The organism is Fictibacillus sp. EA-CB0309 (genome assembly GCF_055814265.1).
In genome coordinates this window covers 1,049,440-1,067,553 of sequence record NZ_CP169271.1, presented here as the reverse complement: position 1 = coordinate 1,067,553, position 18,114 = coordinate 1,049,440, and the positions used below count along the sequence as shown (strand labels likewise).

Annotated in this window: 21 protein-coding genes and 2 pseudogenes; 3 read left to right on the top strand and 20 right to left on the bottom strand. The window is 41.2% G+C overall.

The window, feature by feature from the left end; translation table 11 throughout:
* Nucleotides 1-8 precede the first annotated feature (8 nt).
* The 6 genes from ACEWFH_RS05900 to ACEWFH_RS05875 form a co-directional block, all read right to left on the bottom strand.
* Nucleotides 9-698 carry an alpha/beta hydrolase gene (locus tag ACEWFH_RS05900; protein WP_473726494.1) on the bottom strand — a complete coding sequence of 230 codons (690 nt, stop codon included), beginning with the start codon at nucleotides 696-698 and terminating at the stop codon, nucleotides 9-11.
* Nucleotides 699-837: 139 nt separating this feature from the next.
* Nucleotides 838-1,068 carry a preprotein translocase subunit SecG gene (gene secG, locus ACEWFH_RS05895; protein ID WP_473726493.1) on the bottom strand — a complete coding sequence of 77 codons (231 nt, stop codon included), beginning with the start codon at nucleotides 1,066-1,068 and terminating at the stop codon, nucleotides 838-840.
* Between the two features lie 88 nt (nucleotides 1,069-1,156).
* A complete protein-coding gene (locus tag ACEWFH_RS05890) occupies nucleotides 1,157-1,489 on the bottom strand; it encodes a hypothetical protein (protein WP_473726492.1) in 333 nt (110 codons plus the stop codon).
* A gap of 51 nt (nucleotides 1,490-1,540) precedes the next feature.
* On the bottom strand, nucleotides 1,541-1,795 hold the full coding sequence (locus tag ACEWFH_RS05885) for a hypothetical protein (RefSeq protein ID WP_473726491.1): 255 nt from the start codon (nucleotides 1,793-1,795) through the stop codon (nucleotides 1,541-1,543).
* Nucleotides 1,796-1,938: 143 nt separating this feature from the next.
* A complete protein-coding gene (locus tag ACEWFH_RS05880) occupies nucleotides 1,939-2,760 on the bottom strand; it encodes an FHA domain-containing protein (RefSeq protein WP_473726490.1) in 822 nt (273 codons plus the stop codon).
* Nucleotides 2,761-2,981: 221 nt separating this feature from the next.
* Nucleotides 2,982-3,110, bottom strand: a complete 129-nt coding sequence (locus tag ACEWFH_RS05875) for a hypothetical protein (RefSeq protein ID WP_473727402.1) — start codon at nucleotides 3,108-3,110, stop codon at nucleotides 2,982-2,984.
* Between ACEWFH_RS05875 and ACEWFH_RS05870 the strand changes: the two genes are divergently transcribed.
* Entirely contained in the window at nucleotides 3,079-3,147 is a 69-nt protein-coding gene (locus ACEWFH_RS05870; RefSeq protein ID WP_373869408.1) for a putative holin-like toxin, read from the top strand. The genes ACEWFH_RS05875 and ACEWFH_RS05870 overlap by 32 nt on opposite strands.
* A gap of 145 nt (nucleotides 3,148-3,292) precedes the next feature.
* Here ACEWFH_RS05870 and eno read toward each other — a convergent pair whose 3' ends face one another.
* The 10 genes from eno to cspD form a co-directional block, all read right to left on the bottom strand.
* Entirely contained in the window at nucleotides 3,293-4,585 is a 1,293-nt protein-coding gene (eno, locus tag ACEWFH_RS05865; protein ID WP_416729499.1) for a phosphopyruvate hydratase, read from the bottom strand.
* A 95-nt stretch (nucleotides 4,586-4,680) separates the two neighbouring features.
* Nucleotides 4,681-6,213 (bottom strand): 2,3-bisphosphoglycerate-independent phosphoglycerate mutase, encoded by a 1,533-nt coding sequence (gene gpmI, locus ACEWFH_RS05860; protein ID WP_473726489.1) that lies wholly within the window; start codon nucleotides 6,211-6,213, stop codon nucleotides 4,681-4,683.
* Nucleotides 6,210-6,968 (bottom strand): triose-phosphate isomerase, encoded by a 759-nt coding sequence (tpiA, locus tag ACEWFH_RS05855; protein ID WP_473726488.1) that lies wholly within the window; start codon nucleotides 6,966-6,968, stop codon nucleotides 6,210-6,212. Before tpiA ends, gpmI begins: the two co-directional genes overlap by 4 nt.
* Complete coding sequence (locus ACEWFH_RS05850) at nucleotides 6,961-7,131, bottom strand: hypothetical protein (RefSeq protein WP_473726487.1); 171 nt, start codon at nucleotides 7,129-7,131, stop codon at nucleotides 6,961-6,963. Before ACEWFH_RS05850 ends, tpiA begins: the two co-directional genes overlap by 8 nt.
* A 59-nt stretch (nucleotides 7,132-7,190) precedes the next feature.
* The gene (locus ACEWFH_RS05845; protein ID WP_473726486.1) at nucleotides 7,191-8,375 is read right to left on the bottom strand and encodes a phosphoglycerate kinase; all 1,185 of its coding nucleotides are present in this window, start codon (nucleotides 8,373-8,375) and stop codon (nucleotides 7,191-7,193) included.
* 126 nt (nucleotides 8,376-8,501) lie between these two features.
* Nucleotides 8,502-9,509: a type I glyceraldehyde-3-phosphate dehydrogenase gene (gene gap, locus ACEWFH_RS05840; RefSeq protein WP_066292564.1), complete on the bottom strand. Its 1,008-nt coding sequence runs from the start codon at nucleotides 9,507-9,509 to the stop codon at nucleotides 8,502-8,504.
* Between the two features lie 81 nt (nucleotides 9,510-9,590).
* Entirely contained in the window at nucleotides 9,591-10,613 is a 1,023-nt protein-coding gene (locus ACEWFH_RS05835; RefSeq protein WP_473726485.1) for a sugar-binding transcriptional regulator, read from the bottom strand.
* A gap of 276 nt (nucleotides 10,614-10,889) precedes the next feature.
* Entirely contained in the window at nucleotides 10,890-11,117 is a 228-nt protein-coding gene (locus ACEWFH_RS05830) for a glutaredoxin family protein (protein WP_473727227.1), read from the bottom strand.
* A gap of 283 nt (nucleotides 11,118-11,400) precedes the next feature.
* Nucleotides 11,401-12,567: an RNA polymerase factor sigma-54 gene (gene rpoN / locus ACEWFH_RS05825; RefSeq protein ID WP_473726484.1), complete on the bottom strand. Its 1,167-nt coding sequence runs from the start codon at nucleotides 12,565-12,567 to the stop codon at nucleotides 11,401-11,403.
* A 301-nt stretch (nucleotides 12,568-12,868) separates the two neighbouring features.
* Entirely contained in the window at nucleotides 12,869-13,069 is a 201-nt protein-coding gene (gene cspD, locus ACEWFH_RS05820) for a cold-shock protein CspD (protein ID WP_066245685.1), read from the bottom strand.
* 333 nt (nucleotides 13,070-13,402) lie between these two features.
* Between cspD and yvfG the strand changes: the two genes are divergently transcribed.
* Together yvfG and clpP are read left to right on the top strand one after the other, a co-directional pair.
* On the top strand, nucleotides 13,403-13,618 hold the full coding sequence (gene yvfG, locus ACEWFH_RS05815) for a protein YvfG (protein WP_066245683.1): 216 nt from the start codon (nucleotides 13,403-13,405) through the stop codon (nucleotides 13,616-13,618).
* 219 nt (nucleotides 13,619-13,837) lie between these two features.
* Entirely contained in the window at nucleotides 13,838-14,440 is a 603-nt protein-coding gene (clpP, locus tag ACEWFH_RS05810) for an ATP-dependent Clp endopeptidase proteolytic subunit ClpP (protein ID WP_137791692.1), read from the top strand.
* Nucleotides 14,441-14,502: 62 nt separating this feature from the next.
* Here clpP and ACEWFH_RS05805 read toward each other — a convergent pair.
* The 4 genes and pseudogenes from ACEWFH_RS05805 to ACEWFH_RS05790 form a co-directional block, all read right to left on the bottom strand.
* Nucleotides 14,503-15,479 (bottom strand): annotated as a pseudogene (locus ACEWFH_RS05805) (zinc-binding dehydrogenase).
* A gap of 105 nt (nucleotides 15,480-15,584) precedes the next feature.
* A pseudogene (trpE, locus tag ACEWFH_RS05800) lies at nucleotides 15,585-17,149 on the bottom strand (anthranilate synthase component I).
* 234 nt (nucleotides 17,150-17,383) lie between these two features.
* Complete coding sequence (locus tag ACEWFH_RS05795) at nucleotides 17,384-17,683, bottom strand: hypothetical protein (protein WP_473726483.1); 300 nt, start codon at nucleotides 17,681-17,683, stop codon at nucleotides 17,384-17,386.
* A 140-nt stretch (nucleotides 17,684-17,823) separates the two neighbouring features.
* The gene (locus ACEWFH_RS05790; RefSeq protein WP_473726482.1) at nucleotides 17,824-18,081 is read right to left on the bottom strand and encodes an HPr family phosphocarrier protein; all 258 of its coding nucleotides are present in this window, start codon (nucleotides 18,079-18,081) and stop codon (nucleotides 17,824-17,826) included.
* Nucleotides 18,082-18,114 lie beyond the last annotated feature (33 nt).

Sequence of the window (18,114 nt, the reverse complement as noted above, 5' to 3'; positions counted from 1 at the left end):
CTTCTCTCCTATTCGTTCATTAAAAATTGATAAACTTCATCGATTAGTTGCTCTTTTTCTACATCATGACAGATCATGTGCTTGGATTCTTTGAAGTAGCAAATCCGCTTATTGGAAGCTGCTATAGTACCGTATAAAAACTCAGCACTTTTTCTTGGAACAAGGCCATCGCATTCTCCTTGAACAATTAATGTAGGTGCTGAAATCTGTGAGAATTCCGGTTTAATCAGCTTTACAAGTTTTCGAAATTCTCTTGTTGCGCTAAAAGGTGTATCAAGGAATTTCTGTCTGTACCTTTTATATAACTCATGATCCCTTAACTGACCGTTGAAACCAGAGATCATCATATTGGCAAGATCTTTAATCATCTGTGCAGGATTTAAATAATACGCACTTGCATTTAGCAATATTAATTTGTCGCAGCCATATTTAGAGGCTAAGTAGCCCGCAATCATGCCGCCCATCGAAAAACCGACAATATAGATGGTTTCTACTTTTTCGCGGAGTTCTAAATAAGCCGCTTCAGCTTCTTCAAGCCATTCTGTATGGGTTCTTCCTTTTAAAGAAAGTTTTGTTCCGTGTCCAGGGTAAGTGGGAACGGATAGCAGCCAATCCGTATGTTTCTGTAAATACTGTGTGATTGGCTCAATTTCATAAGGCCCGCCTGTAAAGCCATGCAAACAAAGACAACCGATCATGCTACCACCTTTTTGACTTTAGGTTACCCTTTTATGTACGTATCAAATCATATCACATCCACTCAGAGAAAGGGTGTGAGGTGTTTTTTAGAAAACAAAAAAACAACAAGCGGATTGTCCACCTGTTGTTTTTGATTGCTTATAGAAAATACGCTACCAATACAGTTAGGATGAAGAACAAAACTGCAAGGATAACTGTTAGTTTGCTAAGCAATGCGTCGATTCCACGCGCTTTTTGTTTTCCAAAAAGCTGCTCAGCTCCACCTGTAATCGCGCCTGATAATCCTGCCGAACGACCTGATTGAAGAACAACGACTACGATTAAAGCGATTGATACTAAAATAAGAAGGATTTTTGCTGCTGTTAGCATGTATGTTACACCTCCACCGTTCCACGTTACATTACTATAAATGTATCATAACTAGAAGGGACGAGGCAAAGCTTTTTAAGAACCTTCGTTAATTTGTTCCTAAGTAATTGATATCAAATTCCTTATGAAAAATATAAAGGCGTACTGCTTTAATTACATTTAGCCTCTTGTTCAACAATCCTACTACTTGAACCGTAACACCTGGCTGTACTGCTTCATCTGGTGCAATATCAAGTGTCTTGTCCCCATCCAGGAGCTCTGTTTTGGAGTCCAGTTTTACTTTCATCACTGTTTTTTTATGATAGACGGTAAATACATGTCCATTGGATTCTTTCACTTTTCCTATAAAGCTGATCGGGTTCAATTTTTCTTGTTTGTTTTCTGCACCATCCGAAGATTCTTGTTTAAGTGGCTGCATCATAAACATCCCCTCTTCGCATTTATGGGGACATCCCCCATATTCATTTTACTGTTACTTGTTTAAATTTATGTCTGTTTCCTGTGGTGTGTCTTCTTTAGAAGAGTAATAGTGGTCATTGAATATGGATTTTTTTATTACAACATCTTCATACGTTTCTGATTTCAAACGTGCTTTTTCACCATTTGTAATCTGAAGATCATAGGTTCTGATCAATAAAATAGTAAATAAAAGAATGATAAATCCGCGATATACTTTAAAACGATATACCCTGCCTCTGCGATGCTGTCTATTTTCCTGTACCCTCATTTAATCTTCACCACACCTATTTAGAAGAAACATCGTTTTTTAAAGGAGTTTTTTCCTTTTACTTAATTTACTCTCTTTTTGTCTCCTCTAAAATGGATTTACCATGATTTCTTTCTCATACGCACATGATAAGTTTCAGATAATTAAACAGATGTTTTATAGGGTGTGAGTGAATAGTTGAGTGCTTGTTTTTGCAATTTTTGATATGAGCCAAAGAAAAAACCTGCTGAACGTTGTTGTTCATACAGGTTTTGAATGGATGATTTAGTTGATTTGAAGCATATAACCATACCTCGGGACAGTAACGATTGAGTCTCCATAGCGACCCAGTTTTTTCGCAGACGGTAAACAAGCGCATTGATCTCGTCGTTCCCAACGTCAGGTATTTCATTAGATCCAGGAACCATTCTTTCCGGCCAAATTTGAATCTTAATTTCATCACTGCTAACGGCTTGGTTTTTCTTCCGATAAAGGAACACAAGCAGATCTGTGTGTTTACCTGATAAAAAGAGCGGTTCTCCGTCAATCGAGATTTGGCGGCGTTCAGGTATGATGTGAAGACCGTTCGTTATTTGTGTTTCTGCCGGCTGAATGGGTGATGTGAATTCCATGGTGAGATCTGTTTCATCGGATTGTGTATTTAAGTAGGTTAACAGGATAACACCCTTTGCAAGACTGATTACATCTCCAGATTGCAGCTGTTTTGGCATGTTTGGTTCTAGCAGGTTATTATTTAGAGCCGTCCCGTGTTTGGAGTCTAGATCTCTTATAAAGGGTACACCATCTTGCAGATAGATTTCTGCGTGTAACCGAGACACGTATGGACTGATAAACGAAACGTCGGTGTCGTTCGTTTGTGATGACCGCCCAAAGGTTAACGTTTCACCTTCTGGTTTAAGCGGTATGAGACTCCCCGTGTCATATGGATCTCCCGCTTCAATTCGTATGTATAAACTATCTTTCATATCTAAATTCCCCGTACATCAGACAAGAACTTGTTATAAGCATTTTAAATGATTTTCTGTAAAAATAGAAGGATTATGAGTGTGATTCTTTATAAGTGAGCTGTTTGGTTCGTTGATGATTGTTGAACGTAAATCTTCGGACGAGCATATATCTCCGCGAGCGAGCATAAATACCTTTTTAAAATATATCCTTAATTAAATCGGATAAAAGACAAGCCTTTTTACTCATATTTTTCTATTTTTGAATAGGACAACCCTGCTTTTACGAATCTTAAAGGTAACATGATTGGAGGGATCAAGATGACTGTTTTTGAAACGATGTCGCTTATGATCAGTTTCTCAATGCTCATTGTTACCATCCTTCATTCTAACAATCGCTCTCGATAATCAGCAGTGAAATCCTTTACCAGCCTGAAATGAAGACAGCCCCCGGATCGGCGCTTATTGTGCTTGATCCGGGGGCTGTCTTTTTCAGAAAGACAAAATGGCGAGTTTGTCTTTGTTTGGGGTCAGACCCCTACTTTTGTACTACTTATTTCTTTAGGTTGTAGAATGCGTTCATTCCTGGATATACCGCAAGGTTGCCTAGCTCGTCTTCGATGCGAAGAAGCTGATTGTACTTCGCAACACGGTCAGTACGAGAAGGAGCACCTGTTTTGATTTGTCCAGCGTTTGTCGCAACAGCGATGTCAGCGATCGTGCTGTCTTCTGATTCACCTGAACGGTGAGAGATAACTGCTGTGTAACCAGCACGTTTAGCCATTTCGATTGCGTCGAATGTTTCAGTCAACGTACCGATTTGGTTAACTTTGATAAGGATTGAGTTACCAATTCCTTTTTCGATACCTTCAGAAAGCTTCGTTGTGTTTGTTACGAACAAGTCGTCACCAACAAGCTGTACGCGGTCACCGATACGCTCTGTTAATAGCTTGAAGCCATCCCAGTCGTTCTCGTCAAGACCGTCTTCGATTGAAACGATCGGATATTTGCTAGCAAGATCTTCGTAGAATGCAACCATCTCTTCAGAAGTCTTAACAACACCTTCACCAGAAAGGTGGTATTTTCCGTCTTCTTTGTTGAACAATTCAGAAGCAGCAACGTCCATTGCAAGACGAACTTCTTCACCTGGCTTGTAACCCGCTTTTTCGATCGCTTCCATGATTGTTTGAAGAGCTTCTTCGTTTGAACCAAGGTTTGGAGCGAATCCACCTTCGTCACCTACAGCTGTGTTTAAGCCTTTTTCTTTAAGAACTGCTTTTAGGCTGTGGAAGATTTCAGTACCCATGCGAAGTGCTTCAGGGAAGCTTTCAGCACCAACAGGCATAACCATGAATTCTTGGATATCTACGTTGTTATCAGCGTGCTCTCCACCGTTCAAGATGTTCATCATTGGAACTGGAAGAGTTTTAGAGTTGAATCCTCCAAGGTACATGTAAAGAGGTACGTTTAAGAAATCAGCAGCCGCGTGTGCAACAGCCATGGAAACACCAAGGATTGCGTTAGCACCTAGTTTACCTTTGTTTTCAGTACCATCAAGCTCGATCAACGTTTGGTCGATTCCTACTTGGTCAAGAACGTCGAAACCGATAAGTTCTGGAGCGATGTTTTCGTTTACGTTATTTACTGCGTTAAGTACACCTTTTCCAAGGTAGCGTTCTTTGTCTCCATCACGAAGCTCAACTGCTTCGTATTCACCAGTAGAAGCACCAGATGGAACGATTGCGCGTCCAAAAGCACCTGATTCTGTGTAAACTTCTACTTCAACTGTTGGATTACCGCGAGAGTCTAGAACTTCGCGAGCGTAAATTTCAATAATAGCTGACATAATTGTCTCTCCTTTTTATAAGAAAATGTAATTTGAGAATAAGACATTTTCGGCAATACGCACAAGGGCCCTGGTACATATTCCGTAAAATCGCCTTATTTAATTAACGATTTACCTGTCATTTCTTTTGGTTGTTCTCCACCTAAAAGGTTTAAAACCGTTGGTGCAAGATCGGCCAAGATTCCGTCTTGACGCAGTTCTAATCCTTCTTGCGTAACAATTACCGGTACAGGGTTCGTCGTGTGAGCCGTCATCGGATTGCCTTCCATCGTAATTACTTCATCAGCATTACCATGGTCAGCTGTAATGATCGCAGCTCCACCTTTTGCAAGGATCGCATCGACCACTCTTCCTAAGCACTCATCCACTGTTTCAACCGCTTTAATCGTAGGCTCAAGCATGCCTGAGTGACCTACCATATCAGGGTTGGCAAAGTTTAAGATGATCGCATCGTGCTTATCCGCCTCAATTTCTCCTAAAAGAGCATCCGTTACTTCATAAGCACTCATTTCAGGCTTTAAGTCGTACGTTGCCACTTTTGGCGAATCGATTAGGATACGCGTCTCACCAGGAAACTCTGCTTCACGTCCTCCGCTAAAGAAGAACGTTACGTGCGGATATTTTTCTGTTTCAGCAATACGAAGCTGTTTAAAGTTTTGCTGTGATAAAACTTCGCCTAAAGTATTGTCCAGGTTCGTAGGTTTAAATGCTACGTCACCATCTACTGTTTCACTAAAGTGTGTCAAACATACGAAATGAAGGTTTTTCGGGAACGCTTCTCCGCGGTCGAATCCACGGAAATCTTCGTTTGTAAACACTTGTGAAATTTGAATCGCACGGTCAGGACGGAAGTTACAGAAGATAACTGCATCTCCATCTTGAACGGTCGCAACAGGTTCACCGTTCTCTTTTTTCAAAACTGAAGGAAGAACGAATTCATCATGAACGCCATTGCTGTATGAATCTTCAACGACTTCAAATGGATCTTTGTAATCTGGTCCTTCACCATAAACCATAGCGCGGTATGATTTTTCAACTCGGTCCCAACGCTTATCGCGGTCCATGGAATAGTAGCGGCCAGAAAGTGTTGCGATCTCACCAACACCGAGTTCATTTATCTTGTCCACTGTTCTTTGAATATAGCCTTTAGCTGATTGCGGTGGTACATCACGCCCGTCCAAGAATCCGTGCAGATATACCTTTTCCACGTTCTGCTTTTTAGCTAATTCTAATAGTGAAAGAATGTGTTCGATGTGGCTGTGAATCCCACCATCAGAAAGCAATCCAAAGATATGAAGTGCATTGCCGGTCTTTTTCACATGGTCCATCGCATCAATAAACGTTTGATTTTCGTAAAAATCTCCTTCTTTGATCGATAGATTCACGCGAGTCAAACTTTGGTAGACGATACGTCCTGCACCAATGTTTAAGTGACCTACTTCTGAATTACCCATCTGACCTTCAGGAAGTCCAACGGCTTCCCCACTAGCCGTTAGTTGAGCGTGCGGATACGTTTCCCAGTAGCGGTCAAAGTTGGGCTTTTTCGCTTGTGCAACAGCATTACCTTTGTCTTCATTACGGCAAGCAAAACCGTCTAAGATGATTAAAGCTACTGGTTTTTTACTCATCGGCTAACGCCCTCCAGAAGCTGAAGGTAAGATTTTGGCTCAAGGCTAGCTCCGCCAACCAAAGCGCCATCAATATCAGACATACCCATTAATTCTTTAATGTTGTCAGGCTTAACACTGCCACCGTATTGAATACGAACAGCATCTGCAACATCTTGAGAGAATTGATCTGCTACAACACTGCGGATGTAAGCACATACTTCGTTTGCATCTTCAGAAGAAGCTGTTTTGCCTGTTCCGATCGCCCAAACTGGCTCGTATGCGATAACGGTTTGTTTCATCTGCTCATCTGTCAAACCAGATAAACCTTTTTCAGTCTGTTCTTTTACAACGTCCTTCGTTTTGTCTGCTTCACGCTGTTCAAGCGTTTCACCCACACAAACGATCGGAGTCAGACCATGTTTGAATGCAGCATGTGTCTTTTGGTTAACCAATTCATCTGTTTCACCAAAAAGTTCACGACGCTCAGAATGTCCAAGAATAACATATTGAACGTTTAGATCTTTTAACATAACAGGGCTGATCTCACCAGTGAAAGCACCGCTCTCTTCGAAGTGCATGTTTTGTGCACCAATCGCTAAAGGCGTGCCTTCAGCTTCGTCTGCTAAGCAGTCAAGGAAAAGAGCAGGCGCACAGATTACAGAGTCAACAGTTTCAGCTGAAGGAACAAGGCCTTTTACTTCTTCTACAAAACTGCGTGCTTCTGACAATGTTTTATTCATTTTCCAGTTACCTGCAATAATAGGTTTACGCATTCTTTTCACCTCTTAAAGAGTAAAATTCTTTTACATGAAGCATTTGCAAGCCGTTGATTTCCGCTCCAGGTGCTTCGCTTTCCGCGGGGCAGGCGGTGAGCCACTTGCCGCTTTGCGCCACTAAGTGTCTCACCTGCCCACCTGTCCCGCAGGAGTCTCGCACCTTCCACTCCAATCAACTTCTAAAGAGGTAACAAAGAAATCTACCTCTTGATGGCCTTTCTAGCGATCGTTCAAAGCTACAACGCCTGGAAGCTCTTTACCTTCCATGAACTCAAGGGAAGCACCGCCGCCTGTTGAGATATGGCTCATCTTGTCAGCGAGACCGAACTTTTCGACAGCTGCCGCTGAGTCTCCGCCACCGATTACGCTATACGTATCTGTAGCTTCTGCTAGTGCGTTTGCAACAGAACGAGTACCGTTTGCGAATGCATCGATCTCAAACACACCCATTGGGCCGTTCCATATTACAAGCTTCGATTCTTTAATAACCTTTACGTACTTTTCAATTGTTTTCGTTCCAATATCAAGACCTTCCCAGTCTGATGGGATGGAATCGATCGCTACCACTTTAGTGTTAGCATCATTTGAAAAGTCGTCAGCTACTAAAACATCTTCAGCAATCAGGAAGTTTACGCCTTTTTCTTTCGCTTTTTCCATGAAGCCTCGAGCTGTTTCGATCTTGTCTTCTTCTAAAAGAGACTTCCCTACATCATGGCCTAGTGCCTTAATGAAGGTGTAACCAAGGCCTCCACCGATGATTAGGTTGTCTACTTTGTCTAAAAGATTATCAATTACGTCAATCTTATCCTTAACTTTTGCACCGCCAATAATCGCAGTGAAAGGACGGTCAGGATTGGATAGAGCTTTCCCAAGCACTTCAAGTTCTTTTTCCATCAACAAACCTGAAACAGCCGGAAGATGTTTCGCGATTCCTTCTGTTGAAGCATGCGCTCTGTGAGCTGCTCCGAAAGCATCGTTTACGTACACATCAGCGAGTGCAGCAAACTTTTGTGCTAACTCAGGATCGTTTTTCTCTTCTCCTGGGTAGAAACGAACGTTCTCAAGTAAGATCACGCCGCCTTCTTCTAGGTTAGCAACTGCTTTTTCTACTTCCTCGCCGTATGCTTCATCCGTTTTTACAACTTCTTTTCCAAGAAGCTCGCTTAAACGTTCTGCTACAGGAGTTAGACGAAGCTCTTCAACAACTTGTCCTTTTGGACGTCCTAAGTGGCTTGCTAAAAGAACTTTTGCGCCTTGCTCTGTTAAGTATTTGATGGTAGGAAGAGCAGCGTTAATACGCGTTTCATCCGTAATACTTCCATCTTTCATCGGTACGTTAAAATCAACTCGGCAAAATACTACTTTGCCTTTCAAATCGATGTCACGAACACTTTTTTTGTTCATAAGTATGCAGCCTCCTGACTAGTCAAAAAGATTAAAGAAATGACAATCCCCAGGTTTTACATGGGAAAGAGGAGTAGAAGCCTGTTTGAAACGACTTCTCCCCTCCTTATTGTTCTTCTCTATCTATTAAAGTCCTTTTTTAGCGATATAGTCAATTAAATCTACAACGCGGTTTGAGTATCCAGTTTCGTTGTCATACCAAGATACTACTTTAACCATGTTTCCTTCCATAACCATTGTGGAAAGAGCATCGATTGTAGAAGAGTGAGTGTCGCCATTGTAGTCAGTAGATACAAGCGGCTCTTCAGAGTAGCCAAGGATTCCTTTTAGGTTGCCTTCAGCTTCAGCTTTAAGTGCTGCATTCACTTCGTCAACAGTAACTTCTTTGTCAAGTTCAACAACTAAGTCAACTAGAGATACGTTTGGAGTTGGAACACGCATTGCCATACCGTTTAGCTTGCCTTTAAGTTCAGGAAGCACTAGAGATACTGCTTTAGCAGCACCAGTTGATGTAGGAATGATGTTTTCAGCTGCCGCACGAGCACGACGAAGATCTTTATGTGGAAGATCTAGAATTTGCTGATCGTTCGTGTATGAGTGAACAGTTGTCATCATACCGCGCTTCACGCCGAATTTTTCGTGAAGAACTTTTGCGAATGGTGCAAGACAGTTAGTCGTACAAGATGCGTTAGAGATAACATCGTGGCTAGCTGCATCGTACTTGTCTTCGTTAACACCAAGAACTACAGTGATATCCTCATCTGAAGCAGGAGCAGAAATGATTACTTTTTTAGCGCCAGCTTCTAAGTGTTTAGCAGCGTCTGCACGCTTTGTGAAACGTCCAGTTGATTCAACAACTACTTCTACACCAAGGTCTCCCCAGCCAAGTTGTGCTGGATCGCGCTCAGCTAAAACTTTGATTTCTTTGCCATCTACAATAAGTGCATTTTCCTTAACTTCAACAGAACCAGCGAACTTGCCGTGTACTGTGTCATGCTTTAATAGGAAAGCAAGAGTGTCAGCATCTGTTAAGTCGTTTACAGCTACAACTTCTACCTCAGGGTTGTTGAATGCTGCGCGGAATACATTACGGCCAATACGACCGAAACCATTAATACCAATTTTTGTTGCCATGTAAAATGACCTCCTTGATTTAAGAGAGAATTTATTTTTTATATAAAGGGATAACCCCTTAATAACGAAATGGAAATGAACTTACGAACAACCCAATAGTTGTCGGGCAGCTCCTTCGTCCGTGATTAAAACCTTTTTCGGACCATGTTTCATGAATGCTGCGATCGCATCGGATTTAGAAGATCCGCCTGCTACAGCCATGATGAAATCACTATTCTGCAGCTCATCTAGCTGCAGACCAATCGTGCGCACGCGATGAACCACTTCACCCTGCTGATTAAAGTAATAGCCAAACGCTTCTGCTACGGCTTTTTCTTTCTCCAGCTTTTGGAGCAGAGATGGATTAGAGTTCCTTCGTACCGCCATTGTTTTAGCATCGCCAATCCCGTGAAGCACTATACCAGCAGACCGTATGAGCTCCATGACTTCTTTAACACCTGGTTCAACCATCAGAGAAAGATAGGTTTCTTTGCTCAACTGATCGGGCAGATGAAGAAGCCTGTATTCCCCGTTGGCTTTTTGTGCCATCGTGGAACAAATGGTGTTCGCTTGGTTTTCAACCTTTTCACCAAGTCCGCCGCGGGCAGGAACAAACAATAATTGTTGTCCTTTTTGAATAGGTGACATCATTTCTGCTACAGAAGCGAGCGTTGTTCCGCCCGTTACTGCGATGATGTTCTTTGCTGACAGCTGACGTTTCAACCGGTCTGCCGCCGCCTTACCCATATCATTTTTCACCCACACATCTTGATCACTATCACCTGGTACAACGATAACTTCTGACAGATTTAACATTTCCTTCAGATCTGATTCTAAAACATGCAAACCTGACAATTCTTTCATCATCTCAGAAAGTTCTACTAAAATATCATGCCCCTCTGAAGTTAATGACATGCCTGCTGTTTGAATGCTTAAAAGACCTTGATCTTTCAGAAAGGAAACTTCAGATCGAAGTACGCGTTCTGTCATACTCAGGGTTGATGCTAAACTTCTTCTGCCAATAGGTTCATGAATTCTTACCACATTTAAGACGTTGTATCGTTTTCGCATCGTTTCCAGAAGATCTGGCAGCAATTTCTTTTGAACATCTATAAGATTTTTCATTGCACATTCTCCTGATTCAATGGGATGACGATAGATCTTGGTGGGATGCCGACGAAACCATTGGACTAAATATGTCCCGGTTAGTCATTTTTTGTCCCATTAGCGTAAGAAAATAACTTGGTTTAACCCAAGTCGCATATTTCCTATTGTAGAATACCCTGATCGTGATCATTTAAAACGTGCCAGCTTTCACTTTTTGTCATAAAAGTGTCAGATTTCTTTCTGGCAAGTTTATATTATCAAATACTTTCACTACATTTCAACAACTTTTACTTATTAAAAATTAGTAAGCGCTTTCTTTATCTTTTCTTTTGAAAGGATGCCGTAATCAATTTCCTTACCGTCTACTTCTATAACAGGTATCATGAGCCCGTATTTTTCAAGAAGGACGTCATCTTGATAAATATCGATCGTTTCCATGGAAAATGGAGTTTCCTGCTGCAGCTCCTGTAATAGTTTATGTGCCTTATCACAAAGTGGACAATGTACTTTCGTGTAAAAAATTACTTTTTTTCACCCATTTTTGATGTCTCCTTCTGACTCGATTTCTTTAGTTAATTTATCATGTTTGGGCTGTATGGGAAAACAGCCTAAAAATAAAAGATCTTCTCCGCGTGGAAAAGATCTTTTTAAGAAGTATACCGTTTGCGCTTAGAAGAGGATGGAATGTTCAGCTCTTCTCTATACTTCGCCACCGTTCTCCTGGATATCGATAGTCCGTTGTTTTTTTCTAAAAGAGCAGCTAACATTTGATCTGATAAAGGTTTTTGCTTATCTTCGTTGTCTACTAGTTTTTTAATCTCGGTTTTCGCAGAAGTCGCCGACGCACTTCCGCCGTCTTGTGTAAAGATTTTTGCGGTAAAAAGCTCTTAAGCTCCACTGCACCTTTGGAGGTTTGAAGCACTTTGTTTTTTACAGCACGGCTCACTGTCGATTCATGAACACCGATCTCATCCGCTACTTCTTTTAACGTTAGTGGTATAAGATCTGATTTATCAAAGGTTAAAAAATACTTTTCCTGTACCCGTACGATCTCTTTCGTAATGTTAAGCAATGTTTCTTTTCTTTGTTCCAGCGCTTTTTTCAGCCAATTGAATTTTTGAAAAGAATCATATAAAAATTTAGAGGTCGCATTTTTTTCGTTTAAAAGCGAACCATAGCTGTCGTTCAACTTTAAGATTGGTGAATATTGCTCGTTCACGGAAATGTGGAATATCCCATTCTCTTCGGTCACAGAAACATCAGGATATAAATACGCCTGATCATTAACAGGTGAAAACGCCGCACCAGGACGCGGTTCCAGCGTTTGTAGAAAATCTGCTGCCTTCTCCACTTGTTCAGGTGTTACGTTCAGGATTGACGCTAGGTTTTTCATTTTCCGCTCAGCTAATTGATCCAAATGCCGATCAACAATTATGTAGCTTAACGTATGTTCAAGCTGTTGTTCACGTAGCTGAAGTAAGAGACACTCTCGTAAATCTCTCGCTCCGATTCCAACAGGTTCAAGTGTTTGCAGCAGACTGATAAGCTCTTCACATTTCTCGACTGTTGTTTTAAATCTGGCAGCCGTTTCTTGAGCGGATACGGTAAGATAACCGCTTTCATCTACGCTCAAAAGTAAATATTGAAAAAGTTTGCGATCCTTTTCTTCAATTGGAAGAAGAATGGACTGCTTATAAAGATAGTCATATAGCGTTTCCTTCTCCATAATTAAATGTTCGAGGTGCTGCTTATCATCTGAACGGCTATTAATTCCGTTCTTCCGTACACTCTTTTTCAATGTGGTAAACATGCCTTTTGGTTCAGCAATTTCAATAAGCGGATTTTCTAATGCCTGCTCTTGAAGGTATGATGTCAGTTCGTGACTGGGAACTTGTAAAATGGCGATGGCCTGGCGCAATTCAGTTGTCATGACAAGATTCATGCTCTGTTGTTGAAACAAACCCATTTCCATCCTAAATCCCTCCCCTATTATTTCATCATACTATAGATGAAAGCGCTATACATCCTACAAAATTTGGGGGTCTGACTCCCAACAAATACAAATTTACCAAATTTGTATTTGTCAGAAAGACATAACGATCCCTACAAGCTTAAGTTTGATTAGCATCTTTGATTAAGCGCAATGTTAAATTGTTAGGGGTCTGTCCCGGGGACAGACCCCTAACAATTTACACACAATTTCATACCATTTTAAAAGATACAAAAAAATGCCAGCACCGCCGGAAGGCAGTGTGGCATTTTAAACTTTACTATTAAAGTTTTGTTACGTTAGCAGCTTGTGGTCCGCGCTCGCCATCAACGATTTCGAAAGATACTTCTTGTCCTTCTTCAAGAGACTTGAAGCCTTCTGATTGAATCGCAGAAAAGTGTACGAATACGTCATTTCCACCTTCAACTTCGATGAAGCCGAAACCTTTTTCAGCGTTGAACCATTTTACTTTACCATTTTGCATGGGTGTTTCCTCCTTACAAACGCTATGTAAGCGTTTTAACTCTTTTAACCATCTTACTATGTAAATAAAAAGGCATAAAAAAATGCGCACTCATCTGAATAATTCAGAAGCGGATTTAAGTGTTCCACTTCTTATTCAAAAAGTACGACCGCTTTAAATCCAAAAAATATTCACAACGTAAAAGGTTGAGATAACTATAACATGTCCAACCCAAATTGTCAAAACAAGGGATGAAATTTTTGATATACTTTTGCTCTGCCACTCGATAGGCTATGATAGATAAAGACCTGTAACATCTGTAAAACTTGTTTATCGATTTAAGGAGGAAGAACTGTGAGCGAAGCATTTTCAGTACCTTATTTTAAAGAAAATTTTCAGCAATATATCGAACGAAACAAAGATGTTTTTACGAAAACACATGCGATGAATGCTTATTATCGTTCGATCGTAGGAACACTTATCAATGATAATCTCAATAAAAACAGTGAAATCGTGCGTCGCATACGTAATTTAGAAACCGCTTATATTGAAATTAAAAATGAAAACTAAAGCTTAATTAATCCGATATCAGGGTAATGTTTTGTAATGGAGAGGTTTAAAATCCTGCTTCTAGCGGGCATTATGATGATAGCCCATACATAAGGTGTAAGAAGGATATTGAGCAATGCTGGCGAAATGAGTTACATACAGCATATTGTTTGACCTTGTTTGACCTTTTTTGTATGATGACAGTACAGTTTAAGTTGAAAAAGGAGAAGGAGGATTTCCATGAACTTAATTCCAACAGTAATTGAACAAACGAACCGTGGGGAGCGCGCTTACGATATTTACTCCCGTCTGTTAAAAGACCGTATTATTATGCTTGGCAGTGCAATCGACGATAACGTTTCTAACTCAATCGTAGCACAGCTTCTATTTCTAGCTGCTGAAGATCCTGATAAAGACATCTCGTTATACATAAATAGCCCAGGTGGATCAATCACAGCAGGTATGGCGATTTATGACACAATGAACTTTATTAAGCCGCACGTATCAACAATTTGTATTGGTATGGCAGCATCAATGGGAGCTTTCTTATTGGCTGCAGGTGAAAAAGGAAAGCGTTATGTGCTTCCGAATTCAGAAGTTATGATTCATCAGCCACTTGGCGGCACACGCGGTCAAGCGAGTGATATCGAAATTCACGCACGCCGCATTATCCAAATGCGTGAACAGCTTAACAAAATCTTGTCTGAAAAAACGGGTCAACCGCTTGAAGTGATCGAGCGCGACACAGACCGTGATAATTTCTTACTTGCAGAAGATGCTGTTAAATATGGATTGGTCGATAAACTGATCACTTCTGTAGACAGCACAGATATTAAAAAATAACAACAAATAGGAAAAACAGGACTGCTTCAATGTTGAGCAGCCCTGTTTTTTTGTGTGTTTTATTAAAGTACAGCTACAATTTTTCCTTTAACGTGTCGTTCTGCAAGCTTAGCAAGTGCAGCAGGTACTTCTTCTAGCGAAATCGTTTCAGAAATCATAGCTGTTATTTTTCCTTCGGCCACAAGCTGTGCCAATTCTTCGTTCATTGTTGCTAGATCTTTTTGTGCTTTGACTGAATTAGAAAAATGAGCAGCACCTAGTGCGATCTCGTGAAAGGATAGCGCTTGGCTGAATGGTTTAACAGCGGAATAATCAGGATTTCCAGCAATAAAAGCAATACGCCCGTTAAATGCAATACTCTTTAGAGACTGAGTAGCATTATCACGGCTTACGGTATCAAGAACGGCATCTACACCAACATTATCAGTCAGTTCCATGACTCGAGCATGGACATCTTCTGTTTTATAAAAAATCACGTGATCTGCACCTAAGCTCTTCACGTATTCTTCATTTTCAGGCGAACATGTTGTGATGATGATCGCTCCAATCTGTTTAGCCAGCTGTATCGCAAAACCGCCGACACCCCCTGCGCCGCCATGGATCAGGATCGTCTCACCTTCTTTCAAGTTCATCTTGCGGAATAGTGCTTGATAAGCCGTCATCCCTGCACATGGAAGAGCAGCTGCTTCCTCAAATGACAGTCCGTCTGGAATTCTAGCTACAGAATGAGCGGTAGTAAGCGCATATTCAGCGTATCCGCCTTTTTTGCGAGGTTACCATGATAGAAGATACGGTCTCCTTGTTTGAATTCCGTAACCCCTTCCCCTGTTTCTTCAATAACACCCGCAGCGTCTAGTCCTAAAATATGAGGATAGTTCCAATTTGGGTTTCCATTTGTTGCCGTTTTGTAGTCTACTGGATTAAGTCCTGCCGCCTTCACTTTAACAAGAACTTCACCTGGTCCTGGAACAGGTTTATCTGTTTCACTAACCTTCATTTCACGCCACATGTTTTTGTCTTGTAACAATAAAGCTTTCATCTATAAAGTCCCCTTTACGAGTAGTAAGATTGGTAAAAATGATACAAGGGACAGTATATCCATTTTGATGGTGTGATAATAGAAAAATGCTCATGGCGGTTAGCTTTACGCTGTCAGTGTATTGCGTGTTCTGGGTGTCCTCACTAAATGGACAAAACAGGGATTTGTATTTGTCTGGGGTCTGTCCCCCTCGATTGCTTTCAGCATGGCTTTGGCTTTGTTGACCGTTTCTTCGTATTCACGTTCAGGCACGGAATCCGCCACAACACCAGCTCCTGCTTGCACATATGCTTTGCCGTCTTGAAACACGATCGTTCGAATCGCGATACATGAGTCCATCTGCCCGTTGAACCCTAAATAGCCGATCGCGCCTCCATATACACCGCGTGATTGCTTCTCCAGTTCTGAGACGATCTGCATAGCTCTTACCTTCGGAGCACCTGAGACTGTTCCAGCCGGCATGCACGAGCGCAAAGCATCAAAGAAATCTTTATCTTTTTGCATTTTGCCTTTTACGTGCGATACCATATGCATTACGTGTGAATACCGTTCGATTTCCATATAAGAGTCTAGCTCAACAGAACCAAATTCACTGACTCGTCCAACATCGTTTCTGCCTAGATCAACAAGCATGACATGTTCTGCACGCTCTTTTTCATCTGCGAGTAAGTCCCTTTCATATGCTAAGTCTTCCTCATGCGTCTTGCCTCTTGGCCGGGTTCCTGCGATCGGCCTGTTTTCAACACATCCGTTATCTACTTTTACAAGAAGCTCAGGAGAAGCACCTACGATAAACGTGTCGTTAGATTTGTAGTAATACATATATGGCGATGGATTCATGGAACGCAGAAGCCGGTACACATCAAACGGATCGGCTTCCGTTTCCTGTTCAAACCGCTGTGACAATACGACTTGAAAAACGTCTCCAGATTTGATGTATTCTTTCGCCTGCTCAACCATGGAACAGAATTCTTCTTTTGTGTGAGAAGAGCGAACTCCTCTGCTTTTTTCACGGTTAATGGCTGTTCTGAATTTTCTGCCTTGCTTTTCGGGTGTTGCTGCAACTCTTGATACGTTCGACGAATACTCTCGCAAACGTCGTTATACTTTTGTTTAATACTTTCCTCATTATCATCATGGGAAACGTGCAGATTGCACAGGATTGTGGTTTTTTGTTTCAGATGATCAAATACAATGATTTCGTCAGTGAACAAAAATTCCATTTCATTTTCTTGGTTGGATGGCGATTTTGGTTTTGGCACATTTTCAAACGTATGAATCAGGTCATAGCCGAAAAAGCCAACAGCACCTCCTGTAAACGGAGGCAGAGAAGAGTGTTTAGGAGACTTGTATCGCGACATATAGTACTTCACGATTTCTAATGGAGAGCCTTGTTTCTGTATGTGTTGATTTTCTTTAATAAAGTCAAGATCGACTTTGGTCCCTTTTGAGGAAACAACCAAAAAGGGTTTTCTGCCGATATAGGAGTATCTAGCCCAACGTTCTCCGCCTTCTACACTTTCAAGCAGAAACGCATACGGCTCGTGGCGTACTCTCTCAAACTGAGAGATGCATGTTTCTTGATCAGATAGATACGTAAGACCAATCGGAATCACATTGTAGTTTTCTTTCGATAGAGATACAACTTCCTCTAAAGATGGTACAAACATGTTCAATTCACCTCTTTCAAAAAATAAAAACCTCTCGCTTGTTACAGCGGAGGCTAATTAAATGCATCATTAATAAACTAAGAAAGAGGTTTAATACAGGATTAAATACTCTCAACTCAGCTCAAGCTATGCTCTCTTTTCTCCACTCATCTCAACTCTTACTATTCTCCTGATTAGTGATTAATATATAGGGTTACCCCTTATCTGTCAACTATTGAATAAGGTTACAAAAGCTTAGCGATAAAACGAGTGCCGAATCACCCAAACCCAGCAAACACTAAAAAATAATATGAGGCTAAATATAATCGTAATCATAAACGCAAGTCCTAAGAACAAGCCGGAACTTTGTGGATATTGCAGCGTGTAGCCAGCTAACGCCAAGGGATAGAGAAGAATGAAAATCAGCATCGAAACCCAGAAGATGAGCCTGAACGTACTTTTTCGGGGTTTGATCAAATATAAGGTTAATAGCATATTCAAAACGGTTAAACCAGCGGCAAACGACCAGTCATGCACAAAACTTGTATGATGCAAAATAATCGCCTCCCTTTTCCTCTTCTATCAGTATATAAAGAGAAGTTGGTTGGCCAACCCTATGAAATAGAAAAAACCGCCATTTGTCCTTTCTAGATGGACAAAACGGCGGTTTGTATTTGTCTGGGGTCAGACCCCTATTATTCTACTTTAGAAACAAAAGCCGATAGTGCTTCAATGGCTTCTTTCTCATCAGGGCCATCAACAGCTAAAACAAGTTCAGCACCAGATCCTACGGCTAAACTCATAATCCCCATGATGCTCTTTGCATTGACTTTCTTGCCTTCCTTCTCAACAAATACATCAGACGTGTAACGGTTTGCTTCTTGAACAAATAATGCGGCTGGGCGTGCTTGCAGTCCGCTTTTCAACTGCACGGTTACTTTCTTCTCAACCATTCTACCTTACCTCCTCTAACCTTATCTCTCTAT